Genomic DNA, 21149 nt, shown 5'->3' on the forward strand with positions numbered 1-21149 from the left:
ATCACCGGGCCGGTGCACGCCGGTTGCGGTGCGGTTGATCACTTGCACCTTTAAGTATTCTGGTCGTACGGTCACCCCATGGACACCAGCCCAGCCGCAGCCTACGACGCACTCCTCGCCCGGGTGCTGCCGCAGGCACGTGCGCAGCGCCGATGGGAACCCGCCGACGGCGCCCTGCCCGCCCTGTTCGTCAGCCACGGCGCCCCACCCACCCTCGACGACCCGCGCTGGCTCGACGACCTGTTCACCTGGGGCCAGACCATGCCCAAACCGCGGGCCATCGTGGTCGTCTCCGCACACTGGGAGAACGCGCCGGCCGCCCTCTCCGGCTCGGCCGCCGGCACCCCGCTCTACTACGACTTCGGCGGCTTCCACCCGCGTTACTACACATTGCCGTACGCCACCCCCGACGCCACCGACCTGGCCCACCGGATCGCCGGAGTGCTCGGCGGCACCGGCCCGGTCCACCAGTTCGTCAACCGCGGGCTCGACCACGGCGCGTTCATCCCCCTGATGGCGATGTACCCGGCCGCCGACGTCCCCGTCGTCCAGCTCTCCATGCCCAGCCTGGAACCGGCGGCACTGCTCGCCCTCGGCGAACGCCTGCGCGCCCTCCGATCCGAGGGCATCCTGGTGATCGGCTCCGGCTTCATGACACACAGTTTCGCGGTGATGCGGGATCCGTCCCTGGCCGGCTACAACGAGGCCTTCGACGAGTGGGCGGCCGACGCGGTGAGGCGTGGTGACGTGGACGCCCTGTCCGACTACCGGGCGAAGGCCCCCGGTGCCCAGGTGGCCCACCCGACAGCCGACCATTTCGTCCCGCTGCTGCTGACCATGGGCGCGGCCGCCGACCCGACGACCGCCGAGTCGGCCATCGACCGCATGTTCTGGGGCAATTCCATCCGCTCCCTGCTGGTCCACTGACCCACACTCGTCCTGGCCCGCACTCGTCCTGACCTGCACTCGTCCTGACCTGCACTCGTCCTGACCTGCACTCGTCCTGACCTGCACTCGTCCTGACCTGCACTCGTCCTGACCTGCACTCGTCCTGGCCAGTGCTCGTCCTGACCTGTGCTTGTCCTGGCTGGCGCCCGCCCCGGCGCGCCCGGCCGTAGCCCCACTCCGTGCTGCCCTCACCTCGCCTTCCGCCGTTCTCCAACCGGCCCGCCCTCGCACTGGGCGGCCCCGGCCGTGTCATCGCCGCATTCGAAACTTCTCCGTGTCGGGGAGCTCTTCACCCTCCACGGGGGCATTTCGGTAGCGATCGCCCTATTTGTATCGTCGGTCATCGGTCCGCACGGCCAGTCGCCCGCGCGAATGTTCGCTTCCCGGTAGATCTTGGAGGATTTGCCACCGTTTTGAGTCTTCCTCTGGGCTGCTGGCCCGTCCGTGGTCAATTCCCCGCGCGATTGTCCGCCCTCCGGTCTCGCCCTGGCCGATCTTGGGGGATTTACCACCGTTTCCGGTGGTAAATCCCCCAAGATCTCTGCTGAGCGGGTCGCCCGCGTGAGGGATTGACCGCAAGTGATCAGGTAGCCGAGAACACGACTCTTTGCGGTGGTAAATCCCCCAGGACCGGCGCTGGGTGGGAAGCGTGATGCGATAGACCTCATAAAAGGCACTGTTGCTGGCGAGTGATCACCGTTCGGGAGTGGTGGCGGTGCGGTGGCCAAGCAGGAGCCATTGCCTTTGCAGGGTTTGTTGGTGCTGCTTGCTAGACAGAACGTTCTATCTTGCCGTCGCCGTCGCCGTCGCCGTCGCCGTCGCCGGGGCCCCGCCGTCGCCGTCCTGACTGCCGTCGCCGTCGCTGTCCTGGCCGCCGTCGCCGTCGCTGTCCTGGCCGCCGTCGCCGTCGCTGTCCTGGCCGCCGTCGTGGCGGCGGAGCCCGCTTGCTCGAAGGTGGGCGGTTTGCTAGGACTAGCGAACTAGAGTCCTAGGAAGGCAAGCGGGTGTGGCGGGTCGCACCCGGGGCGCGGTTGTCATTGCGACGGGGTTGTCATGTATCCGCCCGCTGGTGACAGGGTTCGCGGCGAACCGGCTGGGCGGCGCTGGCAGCGGGGCGGGTCGAGGGCGGAGACGGCGATCACCGGGGCGGTGGATGTCCCGAGCTGGTCTGCGGGAGCGGACAGGTCTACCAGGTCTGCGGGAGCGGGCAGGTCTGCGGGATCAGGCAAGTCTGCGGGAGCGGACAGGTCTGCGGGAGCGGACAGGTCTGCGGGAGCGGACAGGTCTGCGGGAGCGGACAGGTCTACGGGAGCAGGCAGGTGTCCGGGAGGAGGAACCAGCGCAGCTTCTCGACGTCGGTGGGCAGGTCGAGGCGTACCCCGTCGGTGGGAACGGGATGGGCGGCGAGCAGTGCGCGGGCCTCAGACAGATACCCGGCCAGGGCGTTCTCGCCGGCGCGCTGGCGCGGCACCGGCGGTGTGGTGACGGTGCCGTCGGGGTGCAGGCGCAGGTCGGCGAGGCGGACGGTGGGCCGGGTGTGGCGGCGGTGGGTCCAGCGGCCGGTGCGCGGGTCGAAACGGTACTGGGGTAGCAGTCGGGCGCCGTGCCGGGCGATCAGCAGGACGGCTTCGATCAGGTAGCCGGCGACGGTGTCGGAGACGAAGTAGTTGAGGTTGAGGCGGCTCCAGCCGGGTTTGACGCCTTCCCAGCCGTCGAGGATGGCGTCCCGGAACGAGCGGGAGCGGTGTTCGTCGATGCCGAGGAGGCGGTGGCCGTAGGGGCCGGCGCAGGAGCAGCCGCTGCGGGCCTGGATGCCGAACAGGTCGTTGAGCAGGGCGGCGACGTAGTGGTGGTGCAGGTGGAGGGTGCCGGCGCGGATCTGGAACGACACGATGGGCAGCCGGTCGGCGTGCGGGTCGCCGAGGATTTCGATGGCGGGTTCGGTGGTCCAGCGGTCGCGGGCGCGCCGCCACAGCGCCTGTTCGCGTTCTTCGATGAGGGTGGTGCCGACGGTTTCCTTGACGGCGAAGACGAGGCCGGCGCGGATGGATTCGACGATGGCCGGGGTGCCGCCCTCTTCGCGGGCGACCGGGTCGTCGAGGTAGCGGTGGCCGGACGGGTCGACGTAGGCGACGGTGCCGCCGCCGGGTACCACCGGTACCGGGTTGGTCAGCAGCCGCCGGTGGACGATCAGCACGCCGGGGGTCTGTGGGCCGCCGGCGAATTTGTGCGGTGACAGCATGACGGCGTCCTTGCCGGTCATCGTGATCGGCAGGTAGGGCCCGGCGGCGGCGTAGTCCCACACGGACAGGGCGCCGTGCCGGGTGAGCAGCCGGGAGACGGCGGTGGTGTCGGTGCGGATGCCGGTCACGTTGGAGGCGGCGGAGAAACTTCCGATCAAGAGCGGACGATTGCGGTACGCCGTCAGAGCCTCGCCGAGCACGTCGAGATCGACGTGCCCGGTGTGGTCGGCGTCGATCTCGACGACGTCGGCGATGGATTCGCGCCAGGGCAGTTCGTTGGAGTGGTGTTCGTACGGCCCGACGAACACCACGGGGCGGTCGGCGGCGGGGATGTGGGCGCTGAGCCCGTACCGGTGATCGAGTTGTTCCGGGATCCGCAGGCCGAGGATTCCGGCGAGTTTGGCGACCGCCCCGGTGGCCCCGGATCCGCAGAAGATGACCACGTGGTCGGGGGTGGCGTGGACGGCCCGGTGGATGATCTGCCGGGCTTCCTCGCGGAGTGCGCCGGTCTGTGCCCCGGTGGCGGAGGCTTCGGTGTGGGTGTTGGCGTAGTGGGTGAGTACGTGGTCGCGCAGGAAGTCCTCGATGAAGTCGAGGGGCTGCCCGGAGGCGGTCCAGTCGGCGTAGGTGATGCGGCGGGGACCGAACGGCCCGTCGAGTGTCCGCCCGGTTCCGATCATCGCGTTGCGGATTCGTTCCAGCATGTCCACGCCCAGGCCCCCTTGCCCGCGATCGATCACCGTAAATCGATGACGGGTTCAGTGTGCGCTCCGGGGGTCGGTCGGCGTCAGAACCGGAAGCGGGATACCAGGGTGGTCAGTTCGGCGGACATCCGGGCGAGTTCGGCGATGGCCTGCTGGGTCTCGGCGACGCCGAGGCTGGTGTTCTGGGCGGCCTGGGCGACGCCGGTGATGCTGCGGGAGATGTCGCCGGTGCCGGTGGCGGCTTCGCTGACGCTGCGGTTCATCTCGGCGGTGGTGGCGGTCTGTTCCTCGACGGCGGAGGCGATGGTGGTCTGGAAGTCGCTGATCCGGCCGATGACCTCGGAGATCTGTTCGATGGCGATGACCGCGCCGGCGGTGTCGGCCTGGATGGTCTCGACACGTTTGGAGATGTCCTCGGTGGCCCGGGCGGTCTCCTGGGCGAGGTCTTTGACCTCGGAGGCGACGACGGCGAAGCCTTTGCCGAGTTCGCCGGCGCGGGCGGCTTCGATGGTGGCGTTGAGGGCGAGCAGGTTGGTCTGTTCGGCGATCGCGGTGATCGTCTTGATCACGTTGCCGATCTCGGCGGACGAGTCACCCAGCTTGTTCATCGTCGTCGAGGTGGACGCGGCCAGGTTGACCGCCTCGTTGGCCACCTGGGCGGCTTCGGCGGCGTTCTGCGAGATCTCCCGGATCGAGGCCCCCATCTCCTCGCTGCCCGCGGACACCGTGTCGACGCTGCGGGAGATCTCCTCGGCGGCGCTGGACACCGCCTGGGACTGCTGGGAGGCCTCTTGAGCCGAGGTGGAGATCTGGGCGGCGGTGGCGGTCATCTGTTCGGAGGCGCCGGCCAGGGAGGCGGCCGAGCCTTCGATGGTGGAGACCGCGTCGCGCAGGGAGGCGGTGGCGGTGTCGAGGGCGCGTCCCATCCGGCCGGTCTCGTCTTTGCTGGTCAGGCCGGTGTTCTGGGTGAGGTCGCCGGTGGCGAGGGCTTCGGCGACGCGCTGGACCGCGGCCAGTGATCCGACGATCCTGGTGGCGACCCAGAGGCCCATGCCGAGGGCGGCGATCAGCCCGACGACCAGGAGCACGATCTGGGTGGTGCGGCTGGACTCGTACGACGATCTGGCGGCTTCGGCGTTCTTGGCCGCGTCGGCGGTCTCGGTGGCGTCGAGTTCGGCGAGGTCGTCGGACATCGCCGTGATGATCGGCGCGGCCTCGGTGTCGCGGACCTGCGACCAGAGGGCGAGCTGGTTGCGGGTGCCGGCGGGCAGCAGTTTCGCCTCGGCGAGCGACACGAACTCCTGCCACTGGGCTTCCAGGTGGGCCGTGGTGTCCGGGTCGCCGGCCGGCATGCTGGAGCGGTAGGCGGCCATCGCCGCGGTGAACGCCTCCTTGTCGGCGGCGAACGCGTCGACGTAGCCCTTGGCGACGGCGGCGTCCGGGGACAGCGCCTGGTTGGTGACGTCCACCCGGGCCTGCGACACCACCGCGCGGAGCTGTCCGACGGCCTTGATGCTGGCGACGTTGCTCTCCGAGATGAGGTTGGCCCGGTCGCTGGTCTCGGCCAGGGCGAACAGCCCGGTGAGACCGACCACCAGGGCGACCGCGGCGGCGACCGCGACGGCTCCGAGGACCTTGATCCGGACGCTGAGATCGGCGAACGAGGGCACGTTGCCAAGGTAGGCCGACCGGGACCTCCGTGCGGCCGACTTGCCGGTTTCAGGCCGGGCCGAGCATCGGGGCGCGCTCCACGTCGGCGAGCTGGCCGTCGACGTGGCGGCGCAGGGCGTCGCGGTAGTAGGAGGCGAGGCTGGTCAGTTGCTGGATCTCGTCGAGCATCGCGGCCCGGCGGGCGGCCAGCCCGTCGAGGGCGTCGGCGTGCCGGCGGACCGCCTGGTCCTCGATCTCTCCGGCGCGGGCCCGGACCTCGTCGGCGAGCCGGCCGGCCCGGTCCCGGGCGTCGGCGATCAGGTCCTCGGATTCGCGCTGGGCGTCGCGCAGGTGGTCGTCGGCGGTGCGCTGGGCCATCGCGAGCACCCGCAGGTCGCCGCCGCCGGGGGCCGGGCGGGTGCCGGCCTGGTGGGCGTGGTCGAGTTCGGCGCGCAGGTCGCGGGCGTGCTGTTCGGCGGCGTCGCGTTCCTGCTCCATCCGCTGCAGGCGGCCGGCCAGCAGGCGTATCTCCTCGTAGTCGCCGGCCGGGCCGGCGGGCCCGACCATGCCCTTGAGCGCGCCGTTCTCGGCGAGGAGCCGGGCCAGTTCCCGTTCGGCCTCGTCAAGGAAGGCGTCGACCTCCTCCTCCACGTAGGCACCGCGGCCACCGGCCGGTTTGGTGAAGGAGACGTTGTGAATGTCAGCGGGGGTGAGCGGCATGCTGCTCCCTTGGAGACACCGTCGCGGAGCCGCACACGTTACGCCGATCCGCCCGTGATCGGATCCCCCGAACAGCGGGTGTCAGGGGGAGCGGGGCGGGAAGGTGAGGTGGAAGCGGCTGCCGCCGCCGGGGTTGTCGGTGATCCGGACGGTGCCGCCGTGGCGTTCCACGATGCGGTGCACGATGGCCAGGCCGAGTCCGGTGCCGGGGTAGTCCTCGCTGCCGTCGGCGCGGGTGAAGGCGGTGAAGACGGCCTCCTTCTGGCGGTCCGGGATGCCGATGCCGTGGTCCTCGACGTCGACGCGCCAGCCGTCGCCGTCGGGTCCGCCGCTGAGGTGGACCCAGGGTTCGCGGGAGGCGTCGGTGTATTTGACGGCGTTGCCGATCAGGTTGGCGAACACCTGCCGGAGCAGGGATTCGTCGCCGTCGACGGTGGGCAGCGGGTCGGCCTGGACGGTGGCCGGCCGGCTGAAGCCCTCCGCGACCAGTTCGGCGACCAGGCGGTTCAGGTCGACCGGGCGGCGGGCGATCCGCTGGTGGTCGGCGACGGCGAAGCCGAGCAGGTCGTCGACCAGGGTGCTCATCCGCTGGGCGGCGGTCCCGGCCCGGTTCAGGTAGTCGCGTTGCTGATCTTCCAGGGTGTCGTCCAGGTCGTCCTGGAGGAAGCCGAGGTATCCGGTGATCCGGGCCAGCGGGCCGCGCAGGTCGTGCGCGACGATCCCGGCGAAACCCTTCAGTTCGGCGGTACGCCGCCGCAGCTGGGCCTCCACCTCCTCGCGGCGGCGGATGTCGGCGTGCAGGACCGCGGTGGCGTTGGCGACCCGGCGCAGCGCGCGTTCCCGGGAGGTGACCAGGGCGGCGGTCAGCGCCATCAGCAGCAGGGTGATGAGGGTGCCGAGGAGCCCGGCGACCACGTCGGGGGGCAGCTTGCCGCGTGGGGTCAGGCCGGTGGTCGGGGCGACGGTGACCTGCCAGGTGCTGAGCGGGATCTCGACGGTGCGCTCGCGGATGCCGAGGGTGGTGTCGATCCGGCCGGCCGGGCGCCAGACGGCCATCGGGGTGCGGGCTCCGGCGGCCAGCGAGGACAGTTCGACGGTGGCCAGGTTGCCGGCCTCGGCGGAGACGGCCTGGCGCAGGAACGCGCCGCTGCGGACGCCGAGCAGCACCCAGCCGCGGAAGCTCCCGCTGTCGGCGGCCGGTGAGGTGGCGTACACGGCGGCGGCGAGGACGAAACCGGGTTCCTGGTCGGTGGCGGTCCGGTTGAGGTCTTTGAGCAGCCGGTACGGCCGGCTGGTGATGACCCGGCGTTTCTCCCGGGCGGTCCGCAGTGCCTCGACCGCCTCGGGAACCACCGACAGGTCGGCGCCGGCCGGGGTGCGGATGCCGTCGAAGGCCTGGCTGAGCACGAAGAACAGGTGGGGTGGGGTGCCGTCGGCGCGGGGCCGCAGGTCGAGTCCGGTGACGCCGCGGTCACGCCAGTAGGCCTGGACCCGGTCCACCTCGGCGTCCTCGGCCGCGACCACGTAGGCCACCCCGGTGACGCCGGGCAGCACCGCCCCGGCCAGCGGTGCGGTGATCGCGGCGAACTCGGATGCCTCCAGTTGGGCCTGGGCGCCGAGGGACGCGGCGAGTTGGGCCAGGTGCTCGTGGTAGCGGCGGGCCTGGCCGGTGATGGCGTCGGTGATCACCTCGGCCTGCTGGTCGGCGCGCTGGGCGACGAGCCGGTCGGCGCCGCGGCGCAGCGCCCCGACCACGGCCACGGTGGCGGTGATGCTGATCAGGAACACCGCGAGCAGCGTGATCAGCGAACGCCGGGCACCCGGGCCGGAACGACGTCGCACGGGCCGATCCTACGGACGCCGACCGCTAATGATCAGGCGTTTCCGGTTCCGTGAAGGCTCTCATCTGGGCGCTGCGGCAGCCGATGGAACCGCCCGTGAAGCGGTGGGCGAATTTCGAGTCGCGGGAGCACGGCCATCTGGCCCGGCAGATCCGGCACAACCTGTGGATCACCGCGGCGCTGACCGGCATGGGCATGGTCCGCACCGCGTTCGACTGGGACGCCCGGCACCGGTGGGCGCTGGTGCCGCTGGCGCTGGCGATCGTGGCGCTGCTGATCGCCACCCGGCTGCCGTGGGAGCGGTGGGCTACCCGGCCGCGGATCCGTACCGAGGCGGCGTGGGTTTACGCGGTGGCTCTCGGGGTGCTGGCGCTGTTCTCGGTGGCCGATCCGGCCGGCACGGTGATGTTCCCGGCCGGTGCGATCGCGGTGTCGGTGGCCGCGGCGACCACCTGCGGGGTCCGTGACGGGCTGTGGGTGGGTGCGACGGGTATCGCCGGGTTCGTGGTGGTGATGTCGACGCATCATTCGCCGGTCAGCCTGCTGAACGCCTCGCAGGTGTGCGTGATGCTGGTGGTGGTCGTGCTGTGTGCGCTGACCACGAACAACCGGCGGCTGCAGCAGGCTCAGCGCGACGAGGTGGCGTACCGGACGTCGGCGCTGCTGGAGAACGGTTCGGACGCGATCCTGGCGGTGAACACCGAGGGGGTCGGGTACGTGAGCTCGTCGTCCGGGCGGGTGCTCGGCCACGAGACCGGTGAGCTGGATCTGAACACGCTGACCGCGATGGTCCACCCGGACGAGAAGGAACGTGTCAGCGCGTTCCTGGCCGCGCTGATCGCCGCGCCGCCGCGGCACACCGACCGGATCGAGTCGCGCAGCCGGCAGCAGGACGGCGGCTACATCGACGTCGAGGTGATCGGCACCAACCATCTGCACGACCCGCTGATCGGCGCGGTCATCCTGACCATCCGGGACGTCAGCACCCAGAAGGCGCTGCACGCCGAGCTGGACCGGCAGGCCGTGGAGGATCCGCTGACCGGGCTGCCGAACCGGGCGCTGCTGCGGGACCGGATCGGCTCGGCGGCGAGGGAGCGGGCCCGTACGGCGGGCCGGGTCTCGTTGTTGTTGATCGACCTGGACGACTTCAAGAAGGTCAACGACACGCTCGGGCACATGACCGGGGACGAGTTCCTGCGGGCCCTGGCCGGGCGGATATCGCAGGCGGTGCGGCCGGAGGACACCCTGGCCCGGCTCGGTGGCGACGAGTTCGCGGTGCTGGTGGAGGATCTGGACGAGGCGGGCCTGCACCGGCTGGCGCAGCGGCTGCTGGCCGCGCTGCGTGAGCCGGTCCGGGTCGGTGGGAGCACGCTGAGCAGCACCGCCAGCATCGGCATCGCCAGTGTGGAGGCGGGCCGGGCCGGTGACGTGGATCTGACCGACGAGCTGATCCGGGACGCTGATCTGGCGATGTACGCGGCCAAGAACAGCGGCCGGGACCGGGCGGTGGTCTTCGAGGCGTCGATGTACGCGGCGGCGGTGGCCGAGGCCGAGGCGCGGACCGAGTTGGAACGTGCGCTGGACCGGGACGAGTTCGTGGTGGTCTACCAGCCGATCGTGGACCTGCCGTCGGGCCGGCCGATCGGGGTGGAGGCGCTGGTGCGCTGGCAGCATCCGGAGCGTGGGCTGCTGGGGCCGAACGAGTTCATCGCGCACGCCGAGCGGACCGGCCTGATCGTCCCGCTCGGTGCGGGTGTGCTGCGGGTGGCCTGCCAGGAGATGGCGCGCTGGCACCGGGAGATCCCGGGCGCGTCGGGGATGCGGGTCAGTGTCAACCTGTCGGCCCGGCAGTTCCAGGAGCCGGGGCTGCTGGACACCGTCCGGTCGGTGCTGGCCGAGACCGGGATCGCGCCGGAGAAGGTGGTTCTGGAGATCACCGAGTCGATGCTGATGGTGGACGTGGACGCGACCGTGGTGGTGCTGCACCGGCTGCGGGAGCTGGGGGTGCGCCTGGCCATCGACGACTTCGGCACCGGGTACTCGTCGCTGTCGTACCTGAGCCGGTTCCCGATCGACATCCTCAAGATCGACAAGGCGTTCGTGGACGGCATCACCGCCAACCGGGAGGACGCCGCGCTGGCCGAGGCGGTGGTCGGGCTGGGCCGGGCGCTGCGGCTGCAGACCGTCGCCGAGGGCATCGAGGACCCCGACCAGCAGGCGCTGCTGACCGGCCTGGGATGCACGTACGGCCAGGGTTATCTGTTCGCGAGACCGATAAGCGCCGGGGAGATGGTGGCGCTGCTGCACGAGGAGATGGGCGCGACTATGAAGACATCCTCATGACGTTCTCATGACCTGATCACAACCGGTCGGCACGCTGGGTGCTGTGAAAGTTCTGTCCCGCCTGCTCATCCTGGTCGCGGTGCTCGCGGTCCCGGTGCTGCTCGCCGTCGCCAGTCAGGCGATGACGCGGCCACCGGGACCGCCCGCGCTGCCGACCGCACCCATCGAGATCTCGTTCCAGCCCGGCCCCGACCCGTCCACCGTGCCGTCGGCCGGCCCGTCCGCGCCCGAGGTCGAACCCGGTGTGGAACGCGCGCCCCGGCCCACGCCCACCGGCGACGACGATGACGACGACCTCGATGACGACTGAACCCGCCGCCCGCGGCTCGTCGGTCCCGGCCCGCTGGCGGATCACCGGCTGGATCCTGCTGTCCACCCTGATCGCGCTGACCGCGGTGCTGGTCACCGTGCGCAGCGCCCTGCTGGCCGACGGCGAACGCCGGGCCAACGCCGAGATCAGCCAGGAGGCCGAGGAGTTCGCCGCGTTCCTGGCCCAGGGCGTCGACCCGAACACCGCCCGGCCGTTCACCTCCGCCGAACGGGTGCTGCAGGTGTTCGTCGGCCGCCAGCACCCCGACGACGACGAGGTGCTGCTCGGGCAGGCCGGCACCTACCTGGTCGAGGCCGACCGGCGCGGCGGTGGATTCGAGACCTCGCCGTACGACCTGAAATCCGACGCCGCCCTGCTGGCCCGCCTCAGCGACCCGGCCGTCCGGTACGGCACCGAGGACACCCCGGCCGGGCCGATGCGCTGGGGCCGCGTCGACATCGACGCCGACCCGGCCCAGGGCTCCCTGGTCATCGCGATCTTCACCGAGCAGCGGCAGGAGTCCACCGACCGGGTGATCCGGCTGATGGGCCTGGTCGCCCTCGGCGGACTCGCCCTCACCCTGGTGATCGGCTGGCTGGCCGCCGGGCGCATCCTCGCCCCGGTCCGCGACCTGCACAAGGTGGCCGCCGACATCGGCGAACGCGACCTCACCGCCCGGGTGCCGGTCCACGGGCGCGACGACATCGCCGCGGTCGCCGAGACGTTCAACGCCATGCTGGACCGGCTCGAAGAGGCGTACGGGCTGCAACGGCGCTTCGTCGACGACGCCGCCCACGAACTGCGCACCCCGATCACCGTCATCCGCGGGCACCTGGAACTGCTCGGCGACGACCCGGCCGAACGCGCGCACACCCTGCGCCTGGTCGACGACGAACTGGCCCGGATGAGCCGGATCGTCTCCGACCTGCTGGTGCTGGCCCGCGCCGAACGACCCGACTTCGTCAACGTACGCCCGGTGGAGGTGACCGACCTGATGCTCGACCTGGAAGCCAAATGCCAGGCCCTGGCCGACCGCACCTGGCTGCTCGGCGACATCGCCGAAGGCACCGCGACCATCGACGGCCAGCGGGTCACCCAGGCCGTGCTGCAACTGGCCGCCAACGCCGTGCAGCACACCGGCGCCGGCGACGAGATCCGGATGGGCTCCCGCTTCGAAGGCCCCGGCGCCCAGCGGCGGCTGCTGCTGTGGGTGTCCGACACCGGGCCCGGCGTGCAACCCGGAGAAGCCGAAGTGATCTTCGAACGGTTCCACCACGGATCCGCCGCCCGGCACGCCACCCGCGCCGGCGCCGGACTCGGGCTCGCCATCGTCCGCACCATCGCCGACGCGCACGGCGGCCGGGCCTGGGTGCGCAGCACCCCCGGTGAGGGCGCCACCTTCGGCCTGGACCTGCCCGCGCCGACCACCAGTGAGGTGCCCGGATGAGCCGCATCCTGATCGCCGAGGACGACGTCAACATCGCCTCGTTCGTGCAGAAGGGCCTGCACTCGGCGGGCTTCCACACCACCCACGTCGCCGACGGCGGCACCGCCCTGCTGCTCGCCCGCGGTGGCGGCTTCGACCTGGTCGTCCTGGACATCGGGCTGCCGGTGATGGACGGCTTCGCGGTACTGCGCCAGCTGCGCACCGAAGGGCTGCGGCTGCCGGTGATCGTGCTGACCGCCCGCGACGCCGTCGAGGACACCGTCGCCGGGCTGGAGGGCGGGGCCAACGACTATGTGTCCAAACCCTTCCGGTTCGCCGAGCTGCTGGCCCGGATCCGGGTGCGGCTGCAGGAGGCGGCACCCGCCCCGGCCGGCGCCGGCACCCGCCTGGAACACGGTGACCTGGCGCTGGATCTGCGGACCCGGCGGGCCGAATGCGGTGAACGGGTGGTCGATCTGACCGCCCGGGAGTTCGGGCTGCTGGAGATGTTCCTCAAACACCCCGACCAGGTGCTGTCGCGCGAGCAGATCCTCGCGCACGTGTGGGGATACGACTACAACCCGGCGTCCAACGTGGTCGACGTGTATGTGCGGACGTTGCGCAAGAAGGTCGGCGAGGCACGGATCGAGACCGTGTACGGCATGGGATACCGGCTGCGATGACCGTCTCCTACACCACGTCACCGCCGGAGAACACCTCGGCAAACCTGTCTGAGCTACGGCTAGCCGTAGCTCAGACAGGTAATGCCGGCCGGATCCTGTTGCCGCTCGGTGGTCTGGCCATCGCCGCCGTCTTCGGCTGGTTCGCCACCCTCAGCGGTGCCGGCCCGGGCGGCGACGCCACCGTCACCCTGCTGGTGTTCGCCGCCGCCGTCTGGTTCTGGACCTTCACCAAGGTCGACGACACGTACGTCGCACTCGGCGCCGCCACCCTGCTCGTGCTGGCCGGGGTGATCAGCACCGAGGGCCTGTTCGCCACCCTCGGCGACGAGACGATCTGGCTGCTGCTGGCCGCGTTCGTGATCGCCGCCGGCCTCACCTCCTCCGGCCTCACCCGGCGGGCCGCGGCGTTCGTGGTCGCCGGCGCCGACACCCCGCGCCAGCTGGTGCACCTGGTCACCGCGTCGATGGTGGTCACCACGTTCGCGATGCCGTCCACGTCGGGGCGGGCGGCCCTCGCGGTCCCGGTCTTCACCGCACTGGCCGCCGTTCTCAAAGACCGGCCCCGGCTGGTACGCGCCCTCGCCCTGCTGATCCCGTCGGTCATCCTGCTGTCCGCCGTCGGATCCCTGCTCGGCGCCGGCGCGCACCTGGTCACCAGCCAGGTGGTGGCCGCCGCCACCGGCACCGGCTTCGACTTCGTCACCTGGATGCTGCTCGGCCTGCCCCTGGCCCTGGCGTGCAGTCACGTCTGCGCCGAGATCGTGCTGTGGATGTTCACCGACCGGGCCGAACGCCGCACCCCGGTCCGGCTCACCGTCGCCGACATGGACAACGATCCGGCCCAGCCGGTCACCGGACCCCTCAGCGTGTACGAGGTACGAGCCGCCCTGCTGCTGGCCGCCGTCGTCACCCTGTGGTGCACCGAGCCGCTGCACGGCGTACACCCGGCGATCGTCGCCCTGATCGGCGCCCTGGTCGCCACCTCGCCCCGCTACGGGTCGACCACCCTGAACAGCGGGTTCAAGACCGTACCGTGGTCGATGCTGTTGTTCCTGGCCGCCACCCTGGCGCTGGGCACCGCGCTGACCACCACCGGCGCCGCCGGATGGGTGGCAGGCGCCCTGCTCGGCCCGTTCCGTGGCGGCACCTCACCGGGCCTGTTCGTGGTCGTCATCGTGGTCGTGTCGGCGCTGGCGCACCTGCTCATCCAGTCCCGTTCGGCGCGTTCCGCGGTGCTCATCCCGGTGGTCGTCGCGGTCGCCCCGCTGGCCGGCGTCAACCCGGCCGCCGCCGCGTTCGCCTCCACCGCCGCGGCCGGCTTCTGCCACACCCTGCCCAGTTCGGCCAAGCCGGTCGGCATGTTCGCCCGCCTGGAGGGCGTGCCCACCTACACCCCCGCCGACCTGCGGCGACTGTCCACCCTGCTCGCGCCGGCCACGATCGTCCTGGTCCTGGCCTTCACCTGGTTCGTCTGGCCGCTGCTCGGCCTGCCACTGCAACTCGGAAAGTAGCTGATCGTCATGCCCATGGTCGTCCCGCAGCGGATCCTCATCGCACCCAGCGGATTCAAGGAGAGCATGAGCGCCACCCAGGTCGCCCAGGCCATCGCCGCCGGGGTCCGCCGGGTGCTGCCCGGCGCGCACATCGACGCCGTCCCGGTCCCCGACGGCGGCGAGGGCACCGCCGAGGCCCTGGTCACCGCGACCGGTGGCACCCTGGTCCCGGCCGTGGTCACCGGCCCGGTCGGTGACCCGGTGGCCGCCGCCTGGGGACGGCTCGGCGGCGCCGCCACCGGAACCGCGGTGATCGAGATGGCCAGCGCGGCCGGCCTGCGCCTGGTGCCCGCCGACCGCCGCGACCCGACCCGCACCACCACCCGCGGTGTCGGTGAACTGATCGCCGCAGCCCTCGACGCCGGCGCCCGCCGCATCCTGATCGGCTGCGGCGACTCCGGCACCAGCGACGGCGGCGCCGGCGCCCTGCAGGCCCTGGGCGCCCGCATCCTCGACGCGAACGGCGACGACCTGCCCGCCGGCGGCGGGGCCCTGGCCGCCGCCGACCGCCTCGACCTGAGCGGCCTGCATCCGGCGCTGGCCGGGACCGAGATCGTGGTCGCCTGCAACCCCGACAACGTGCTCTGCGGCCCGCGCGGGGTGGCCCGGGTGTTCGCCGCGCAGAAGGGCGCCACCCCCGCCCAGATCGAACAGCTCGCGCACGCCTACGACAGGTGGGCGACGATTCTGGAACGCGACGCCCTCGGGCGTGACCCCGGCGTCTCCGGGGTCTCCGGGACGGCCTTCGCCGCACCTCCCGGGTCCCTGCTGGACGTGCGGTTCGGGCGGGGCACCGGCGCGTCCGGTGGGCTCGGCGCCGGCCTGGCCGCGGTGCTCGGCGCCCGCCTGGAACCCCGCTTCACCGCCCTGCTCGACAGCGGCCTGGCCGGCTTCGACCTGGACGCCCTGATGGCCGGCGCCGACCTGGCGATCACCGCCGAGGGCGCCATCGACAGCCAGACCCGGATGAGCAAGGTCCCGGCCGAGGTGGCCCGCCGGGCCCAGCGCACCGGAACCCCGGTCCTGGCCCTGGCCGGCTCGCTGCGCGACGGCGCCGAATCGGTCCGCGACATCGGCATCGACTCGATCGTGGCCCTGCCGCCGATGCCGATGCCGATGGAGTACGCGGTGGCCCACGCCGAACCCCTGCTGCGCGACGCCGCCGAACGGGCCCTGCGCCTGATCGTCCTGGGCGCCGCCATCGCCGCCCGCTGATCCTGTGCGAGGCTCGTCGTCACGACAACCGGCCGGAGGGCGAGTCTTGATCATCATCGCGGGTGAGTTGCATGTCGCGCCGGAGCGGCGGGGCGCCTATCTGGACGCCGTCGCCGAGGTGAACCGGCTGGCCCGGGCCGCTCCCGGATGCCTCGATTTCGTGCAGGCGGCGGATCCGGTCGACGACGGGCGGATCAACGTGTACGAGCGGTGGGAGAGCGACGCGGACCTGCTCGCCTTCCGGGAGTCCGGCGGCCCGGAGCCGGAACTGCCACCGATCCTCGGGGCCGACGTCCGCAGATACCGGGTGTCGTCGGTGGAGGCGCCGTAACGGCCGCCTCCCGCCATTGGTCAGCATTCGCTGTATAGTTCAGCAGATGCTGACCAGTGAGACGCGCGTCGACGCCATGTCGCGGCTGGGGCGGGCGATGGCCGACCCGACCCGGTCACGGATTCTGCTGAGCCTGCTGGAGCGGCCCGGCTATCCGGCCGCGCTGTCTCAGGAGCTGGGCCTGACCCGCAGCAACGTCTCCAACCACCTGGCCTGTCTGCGTGGCTGCGGCCTGGTGGTCGCCGTCGCGGAGGGGCGCCAGACCCGGTACGAGCTGTCCGACCCGCACCTGACCAGGGCACTGACCGCACTGGTCGACGTGGTCCTGGCCGTCGACGACGGCACCGTCTGCGACGACGGCGACTGCGCGGTCCCGCTGTGCTGCGGCCCCGGCACGGCGACCCGGTGAGCGGGCGACGCCGCGAGCCCGGCGAGGTGGCCCGGTGAGCGGGGAGTGCTGCGGTGACGACGAGCCGGTGACGGTCGCCGAGGAGCCGGTGACGGTCGCCGGCGACTGCGGTGCGGTGCCCGGCGGCCACCACGATCACCACGGCGAACCACCGGTCTGGTGGCGGGATCCGGCCCTGCGGCTGCCCGCCACGTCCGGGATGCTGCTGGTCGCGGGCTACCTGCTGGACCGGGGCGGCCCGGCTCTGCCCGCCGCCGCGCTGTTCGCCGGCGGGCTGGCGGCCGGGGCGTGGACGTTCGTGCCCGGCGCGATCCGCCGGCTGCTGCGGGGGAGGACCGGTGTCGGCCTGCTGATGACGATCGCGGCGGCCGGTGCGGTGGCGCTCGGGCACCTGGCCGAGGCCGCCGCGCTGGCGTTCCTGTTCTCGATCGCCGAGGCCCTCGAGGACCGCGCGATGGACAAGGCCAGGCACGGGCTGCGGGCACTGCTGTCGCTGATCCCGGCGACCGCCCGGCTGTCCCGGCCGGCCGGGGACGTGACGGTACCCGCCGCCGACGTGCGCGCCCACGACATCCTGGTGGTCGGCGCGGGGGAGCGGATCGCCACCGACGGCGTGGTGGTGCGTGGCCGGTCCGGGGTGGACACCTCGGCGGTCACCGGCGAGTCGATCCCGGTCGGGGTGGGCCCGGGTGACGCGGTGCCGGCCGGTGGGGTCAACGGCTCCGGCGTCCTGCACGTCGAGGCGACCGCCGACGGCCGGGACAATTCGCTGACCACCATCGTGCGGCTGGTCGAGGAGGCACACGCCCGCAAGGGCGAGCGGGCCCGGCTGGCCGACCGGATCGCCCGCCCGCTGGTACCACTGGTGCTGATCGCGTCGGCGCTGGTGGCGGTGTTCGGCCTGCTGACCGGCGAGCCCGGACTGTGGATCGAGCGCGCCCTGGTGGTCCTGGTCGCGGCGTCGCCGTGCGCCCTGGCCATCGCGGTGCCGGTGACGGTCGTCTCGGCGATCGGCGCGGCCAGCCGCCTGGGTGTGGTGATCAAGTCCGGGGAGGCGTTCGAACGGCTCGGCACGATCCGGACGGTCGCCCTGGACAAGACCGGCACGCTGACCCGCAACCGTCCCGAGGTGGTCGCGGTGCGGACCGGTGACGGCTTCACCCGGGAACAGGTCCTCGCCGTCGCCGCCGGCCTGGAAGCCCACAGCACCCACCCGCTGGCCACCGCGATCACCGCCGCCACCGGCGACCGCGCACCGGTGACCGACGTCGAGGAGCACGCCGGGCACGGCGTCAGCGGCCGTCTGGACCACGCGGTCCGGGCCGGCAGCCCGCGCTGGATCGACCCGGGACCGCTGGCCGCCGCCGTCGACACGATGACCGGCCAGGGGATGAGCGTCATCCTGGTGGAGATCGGCGGCACCGTCGCCGGGGCCGTCGGGATCCGCGACGAGCTGCGCCCGGAGGCCGCCGAGGCGGTCGCCGGACTGCGCGCGCAGGGCATCACGGTGCTGATGCTGACCGGCGACGACTCCCGCACCGCGCACGCCCTGGCGGCACGGGCCGGGATCGACGACGTCCGCGCCGAACAGCTGCCGCGGGACAAGGCCGCCGTGGTGGAGGCCGCCGGCCGGGCCGCGCCGACCGCGATGATCGGCGACGGCATCAACGACGCCCCCGCGCTGGCCGCCGCCAGTGTCGGCATCGCGATGGGCGCGACCGGTTCGGCCGCCGCGGTGGAGTCGGCGGGCGTCGCGTTCACCGGCCACGACCTGCGGCTCATCCCGCGGGCGCTGGCGCACGCCCGGCGCGGCCGCCGGATCATGACCGGCAACATCGGCCTGGCGCTGGCGATCATCGTGGTGCTGTTCCCGCTGGCCCTGTCCGGCGTGCTGGGCCTGGCCCAGGTGGTCCTGGTGCACGAGGTCGCCGAGGTGTTCGTGATCCTCAACGGTGTCCGGGCGGCCCGTTCCCGGCGCCGTGCCGGCCCTGACTCGACATCCGCGTCCACCTCGGCTTCGGCCGCGCAGCCGCCCGGCCCGGCAGCGATCCCGGTCGGCTGATCGACACCGGCCACCAGCGGTCGCCGTTCGTGTGCCGATCCGCGGCTCGAATCGAGCCGCGGATCGGCACACGGCCCGGCCCCGGCCGTCACCGGTGGGCGCGGGATCACAGCAGGGTGCTCCAGTAGTCCCAGAAGCGGACCCCGATGAGACCGGTGAGGATCAGCAGCCAGAGCAGCGGGATCGTGCTGTGCACCCGCAGCAGCGGTTCGACCAGGCGGCGGGGGGCCGGCAGGTGACCACGTTCCAGGTTGGCGAGCGTGAGATAGCTGAAGATCACGATCATCACGACCCAGACCACCATGCAGTACGGGCACAGAGCCCCGATCCGGTACAGGCTCTGGACGAACAGCCAGTGCACGAACCCGACCCCGAACAGCGCCCCGGCCTGCACCGACAGCCACCACCAGCGGGGCAGCGCGACCCCGGCGATCAGCAGCACACCGGTGGCGGCGACGACCGGGAAGGTGACGACGCCGATCAGCGGGTTGGGGAAGCCGAAGACCGCCGCCTGCTCGGTGACCATGACGGAGCCGCAGGACAGGACCGGGTTGATCGAGCAGCTGGGGGTGTACGACGGATCCTGCAGCAGGGCGATCTTCTCGACCGTCAGCACGAAGGCGGCGAGCGCCCCGAGCAGGCCGCCGACGGTCAGGATCCAGCCGACGAGCCGGTCGGTGAGCTGTGGTCTCACTGGTTGAGGGCCTTGTCGACGGTGGCCTTGAGCGCCTCGTACGTGGGCTGCCCGCTGTATCTCTGGCCGTTGACGAAGAACGTCGGGGTGCCGGACACGCCCAGCGAGATCCCGTCCTCGGCGTCGGATTCGACCCGGTCGGCGACGTCGGCACTGGCCACGTCGGCCTTGAACTTCGCCAGGTCGAGGCCGAGTTCGGTGGCGTACCCCTCGAAGACCGCGGCCTGGGATTCCGCCTGGTGTCCCCAGACGTTCTGGTTGTCGAAGAGTTTGACGTACATCTCCTCGAACCTGCCCTGCCGGGCGGCGGCTTCGGCGGCGTGCGCGGCGGTGTAGGCGTTCGGGTGGCTGGCGATCGGGAAGTAGCGGACCACGTAGGTGATCCGGTCGCCGTATTCGGCGCGCAACCTCTCCACCCCGGGGTACGCCGCCAGGCACGCCTCGCACTCGAAGTCGAGGAACTCGACGATGGTCATCCGGTCGTCGGCGGCGGTGGACAGCCGGTGGCTGTCGGCGCGCACCACCTGGGCCGCGGAGGCCGGTTCGGGATCGGTCAGTTTGGTCGCGACCACCAGCAGCACCACGGTCAGCGCCGCGGCGAGCACCCCGAGGGTGGCTTTGAGGTTGGTGCTCATGCCAGGCTTCCTGGTCAACTGCTTGGTGGCTTTGGAGGCTTTTGTCCGATTTTTGGACGCAGACATGGAGATCCCTTTCCAAGAGGGTGTGAAAAACCGGGAAAAACGGGCGTGCGGGGTCTGCTACACCCGCAGGAGGCCGGACCTCTCCGGATCCACGCCGGACGGCATCTCGGTGACGGCGACCTCGGTCACCGCAACGGCGTGGGTCACCACGACCGGCATCAGAGCGACCTCGGTCAGCTCACCGGCCGGGCCGGGACGCGGCTCCGGGTTCGGCGCCCAGTCGTTGCCGTGCTGGTGACCGTGCACCTGATGGCCGGGACTGCCGGGCTCGCAGAAGGTCTGCCCGGCGAGGTGCACCACCCCGGCGGGCGCGACACCGTCACGGGCGTGGTGCTCGCTGGCCGCGGAGAACAGTGCACTGGCGGCGAGCAGGAGAACCAGCATGACCACGGCCGCCAGCGCAACCGGCACACGGCCGGAACGGGGCGGGGACATGGTCACGGCGACAGTCAACCACCGGATCCTGAAGAGATTCTGTGCGGCCAGGCCACGTCGTCGATCGCCAGCCACGGGGCGGCGGCCACCCCGGCCGGGGTCAGCCCGCTGAACTCGCGGGTGTCCCGGTGCAGGTGCGACTGGTCGGCGTAGCCACCCAGGGCGGCCACCACGGCGGGCGAACGGCCGGCCGCCAGCAGATGGGCGGCGCGGTCGAACCGGATCAGCCGGGCCGCCTGCTTCGGGGTGGCGCCGAGCTGCGCGCGATGCCGCTGCCACAGCCGCCGGCGGCTCCAGCCGACCTCGGCCGCCAGGTCGCCGACCCGGGCCCGGCCCCCGGTCCGCAGCATCCGGCGCCACACGTGCGCCACCTCCGGATCGACGCCGCGATGCACCGACCGGGCCGCCAGGAACCCCGCCACCAGCGCGAACCGCTCCGGCCACGAGCCGGTGGCCTGCAACCGTTCGGTGAGCAGGGCGGCGTCGCGGCCCCACAGATCGGCGGGGGCGACGATCGTACCGGCAAGCGGGTCACCGACGACGCCGGCCGCGACGCCCGGGGCCAACCGCACCTGCAGGACCTCGCCGGGTCCGCGGCCGCAGAGCCGGACCGGGCCGGGAAGCGGGCCCACCACCAGATCACCGTGCCGGCGTCCGCCGGGCGTGTCGTGGACGAGGGCGCCGCTGAGGTCGAACAGCAGCGTCACCGCCGGGTGCGCGATCATCGCCAGATCCACCGGGGCCGCCGACCGGTACCGGAAACCGGCCATCCGCGCCGGCACGGGCAGCGGCCCGCGCCCCACGGTGACGTCGACCGATGCCCAGCGCATTCTCCCAGGGTAGGACTTCTCAGCCGGGCGCCGCCCCGGCCGATTCGCAGG

The 21149-nt window shown here is 72.1% G+C and carries 18 protein-coding genes; 10 read left to right on the top strand and 8 right to left on the bottom strand.

Annotated features, from left to right (window positions below; genetic code table 11):
* Positions 1–78 precede the first annotated feature (78 nt).
* Entirely contained in the window at positions 79–927 is an 849-nt protein-coding gene (locus tag ACQ0O7_RS29435) for a DODA-type extradiol aromatic ring-opening family dioxygenase (RefSeq protein ID WP_430786560.1), read from the top strand.
* Between the two features lie 1324 nt (positions 928–2251).
* On the opposite strand, the gene ACQ0O7_RS29440 is transcribed toward ACQ0O7_RS29435, so the two are convergent.
* The 4 genes from ACQ0O7_RS29440 to ACQ0O7_RS29455 all read right to left on the bottom strand — a co-directional run bounded on the left by ACQ0O7_RS29440 (position 2252) and on the right by ACQ0O7_RS29455 (position 8107).
* Entirely contained in the window at positions 2252–3931 is a 1680-nt protein-coding gene (locus tag ACQ0O7_RS29440) for an aminotransferase class V-fold PLP-dependent enzyme (RefSeq protein ID WP_430786562.1), read from the bottom strand.
* A gap of 47 nt (positions 3932–3978) precedes the next feature.
* Positions 3979–5565, bottom strand: coding sequence for a methyl-accepting chemotaxis protein (locus tag ACQ0O7_RS29445; RefSeq protein ID WP_430786564.1), 1587 nt, complete (start codon positions 5563–5565; stop codon positions 3979–3981).
* Between the two features lie 49 nt (positions 5566–5614).
* Positions 5615–6265 carry a DivIVA domain-containing protein gene (locus ACQ0O7_RS29450; RefSeq protein WP_430786566.1) on the bottom strand — a complete coding sequence of 217 codons (651 nt, stop codon included), beginning with the start codon at positions 6263–6265 and terminating at the stop codon, positions 5615–5617.
* Positions 6266–6346: 81 nt separating this feature from the next.
* On the bottom strand, positions 6347–8107 hold the full coding sequence (locus tag ACQ0O7_RS29455) for a sensor histidine kinase (protein ID WP_430786568.1): 1761 nt from the start codon (positions 8105–8107) through the stop codon (positions 6347–6349).
* Positions 8108–8202: 95 nt separating this feature from the next.
* Between ACQ0O7_RS29455 and ACQ0O7_RS29460 the strand changes: the two genes are divergently transcribed.
* From ACQ0O7_RS29460 to ACQ0O7_RS29500, 9 genes are read left to right on the top strand one after another with little or no spacing between them, the layout of a single operon-like run.
* Entirely contained in the window at positions 8203–10449 is a 2247-nt protein-coding gene (locus tag ACQ0O7_RS29460; protein WP_430786570.1) for a putative bifunctional diguanylate cyclase/phosphodiesterase, read from the top strand.
* A gap of 43 nt (positions 10450–10492) precedes the next feature.
* Positions 10493–10759 (top strand): hypothetical protein, encoded by a 267-nt coding sequence (locus ACQ0O7_RS29465; RefSeq protein ID WP_430786572.1) that lies wholly within the window; start codon positions 10493–10495, stop codon positions 10757–10759.
* Positions 10749–12206: an ATP-binding protein gene (locus ACQ0O7_RS29470; protein ID WP_430786574.1), complete on the top strand. Its 1458-nt coding sequence runs from the start codon at positions 10749–10751 to the stop codon at positions 12204–12206. The genes ACQ0O7_RS29465 and ACQ0O7_RS29470 overlap by 11 nt, the downstream gene beginning before the upstream one ends.
* Positions 12203–12868: a response regulator transcription factor gene (locus tag ACQ0O7_RS29475; RefSeq protein WP_430786576.1), complete on the top strand. Its 666-nt coding sequence runs from the start codon at positions 12203–12205 to the stop codon at positions 12866–12868. Before ACQ0O7_RS29470 ends, ACQ0O7_RS29475 begins: the two co-directional genes overlap by 4 nt.
* The gene (locus ACQ0O7_RS29480; RefSeq protein ID WP_430786578.1) at positions 12865–14379 is read left to right on the top strand and encodes an SLC13 family permease; all 1515 of its coding nucleotides are present in this window, start codon (positions 12865–12867) and stop codon (positions 14377–14379) included. The genes ACQ0O7_RS29475 and ACQ0O7_RS29480 overlap by 4 nt, the downstream gene beginning before the upstream one ends.
* Before the next feature lie 9 nt (positions 14380–14388).
* Positions 14389–15636, top strand: coding sequence for a glycerate kinase family protein (locus ACQ0O7_RS29485; RefSeq protein WP_430786580.1), 1248 nt, complete (start codon positions 14389–14391; stop codon positions 15634–15636).
* 46 nt (positions 15637–15682) lie between these two features.
* Complete coding sequence (locus tag ACQ0O7_RS29490; protein WP_430786582.1) at positions 15683–15967, top strand: putative quinol monooxygenase; 285 nt, start codon at positions 15683–15685, stop codon at positions 15965–15967.
* A gap of 46 nt (positions 15968–16013) precedes the next feature.
* Positions 16014–16376 (top strand): Cd(II)/Pb(II)-sensing metalloregulatory transcriptional regulator CmtR, encoded by a 363-nt coding sequence (cmtR, locus tag ACQ0O7_RS29495; RefSeq protein ID WP_430786585.1) that lies wholly within the window; start codon positions 16014–16016, stop codon positions 16374–16376.
* Positions 16377–16410: 34 nt separating this feature from the next.
* Complete coding sequence (locus ACQ0O7_RS29500) at positions 16411–18438, top strand: heavy metal translocating P-type ATPase (RefSeq protein WP_430786587.1); 2028 nt, start codon at positions 16411–16413, stop codon at positions 18436–18438.
* A 106-nt stretch (positions 18439–18544) separates the two neighbouring features.
* On the opposite strand, the gene ACQ0O7_RS29505 is transcribed toward ACQ0O7_RS29500, so the two are convergent.
* The 4 genes from ACQ0O7_RS29505 to ACQ0O7_RS29520 all read right to left on the bottom strand — a co-directional run bounded on the left by ACQ0O7_RS29505 (position 18545) and on the right by ACQ0O7_RS29520 (position 21098).
* Positions 18545–19132 carry a vitamin K epoxide reductase family protein gene (locus ACQ0O7_RS29505; RefSeq protein WP_430786589.1) on the bottom strand — a complete coding sequence of 196 codons (588 nt, stop codon included), beginning with the start codon at positions 19130–19132 and terminating at the stop codon, positions 18545–18547.
* On the bottom strand, positions 19129–19767 hold the full coding sequence (locus tag ACQ0O7_RS29510) for a DsbA family protein (RefSeq protein ID WP_430786591.1): 639 nt from the start codon (positions 19765–19767) through the stop codon (positions 19129–19131). The genes ACQ0O7_RS29505 and ACQ0O7_RS29510 overlap by 4 nt, the downstream gene beginning before the upstream one ends.
* 123 nt (positions 19768–19890) lie before the next feature.
* Positions 19891–20286: a hypothetical protein gene (locus ACQ0O7_RS29515; RefSeq protein ID WP_430786593.1), complete on the bottom strand. Its 396-nt coding sequence runs from the start codon at positions 20284–20286 to the stop codon at positions 19891–19893.
* Positions 20283–21098: a helix-turn-helix domain-containing protein gene (locus ACQ0O7_RS29520; protein ID WP_430786595.1), complete on the bottom strand. Its 816-nt coding sequence runs from the start codon at positions 21096–21098 to the stop codon at positions 20283–20285. The genes ACQ0O7_RS29515 and ACQ0O7_RS29520 overlap by 4 nt, the downstream gene beginning before the upstream one ends.
* Between the last annotated feature and the right edge of the window lie 51 nt (positions 21099–21149).

Source organism: Actinoplanes sp. G11-F43 (assembly GCF_050589265.1).
GTDB lineage: Bacteria > Actinomycetota > Actinomycetes > Mycobacteriales > Micromonosporaceae > Actinoplanes.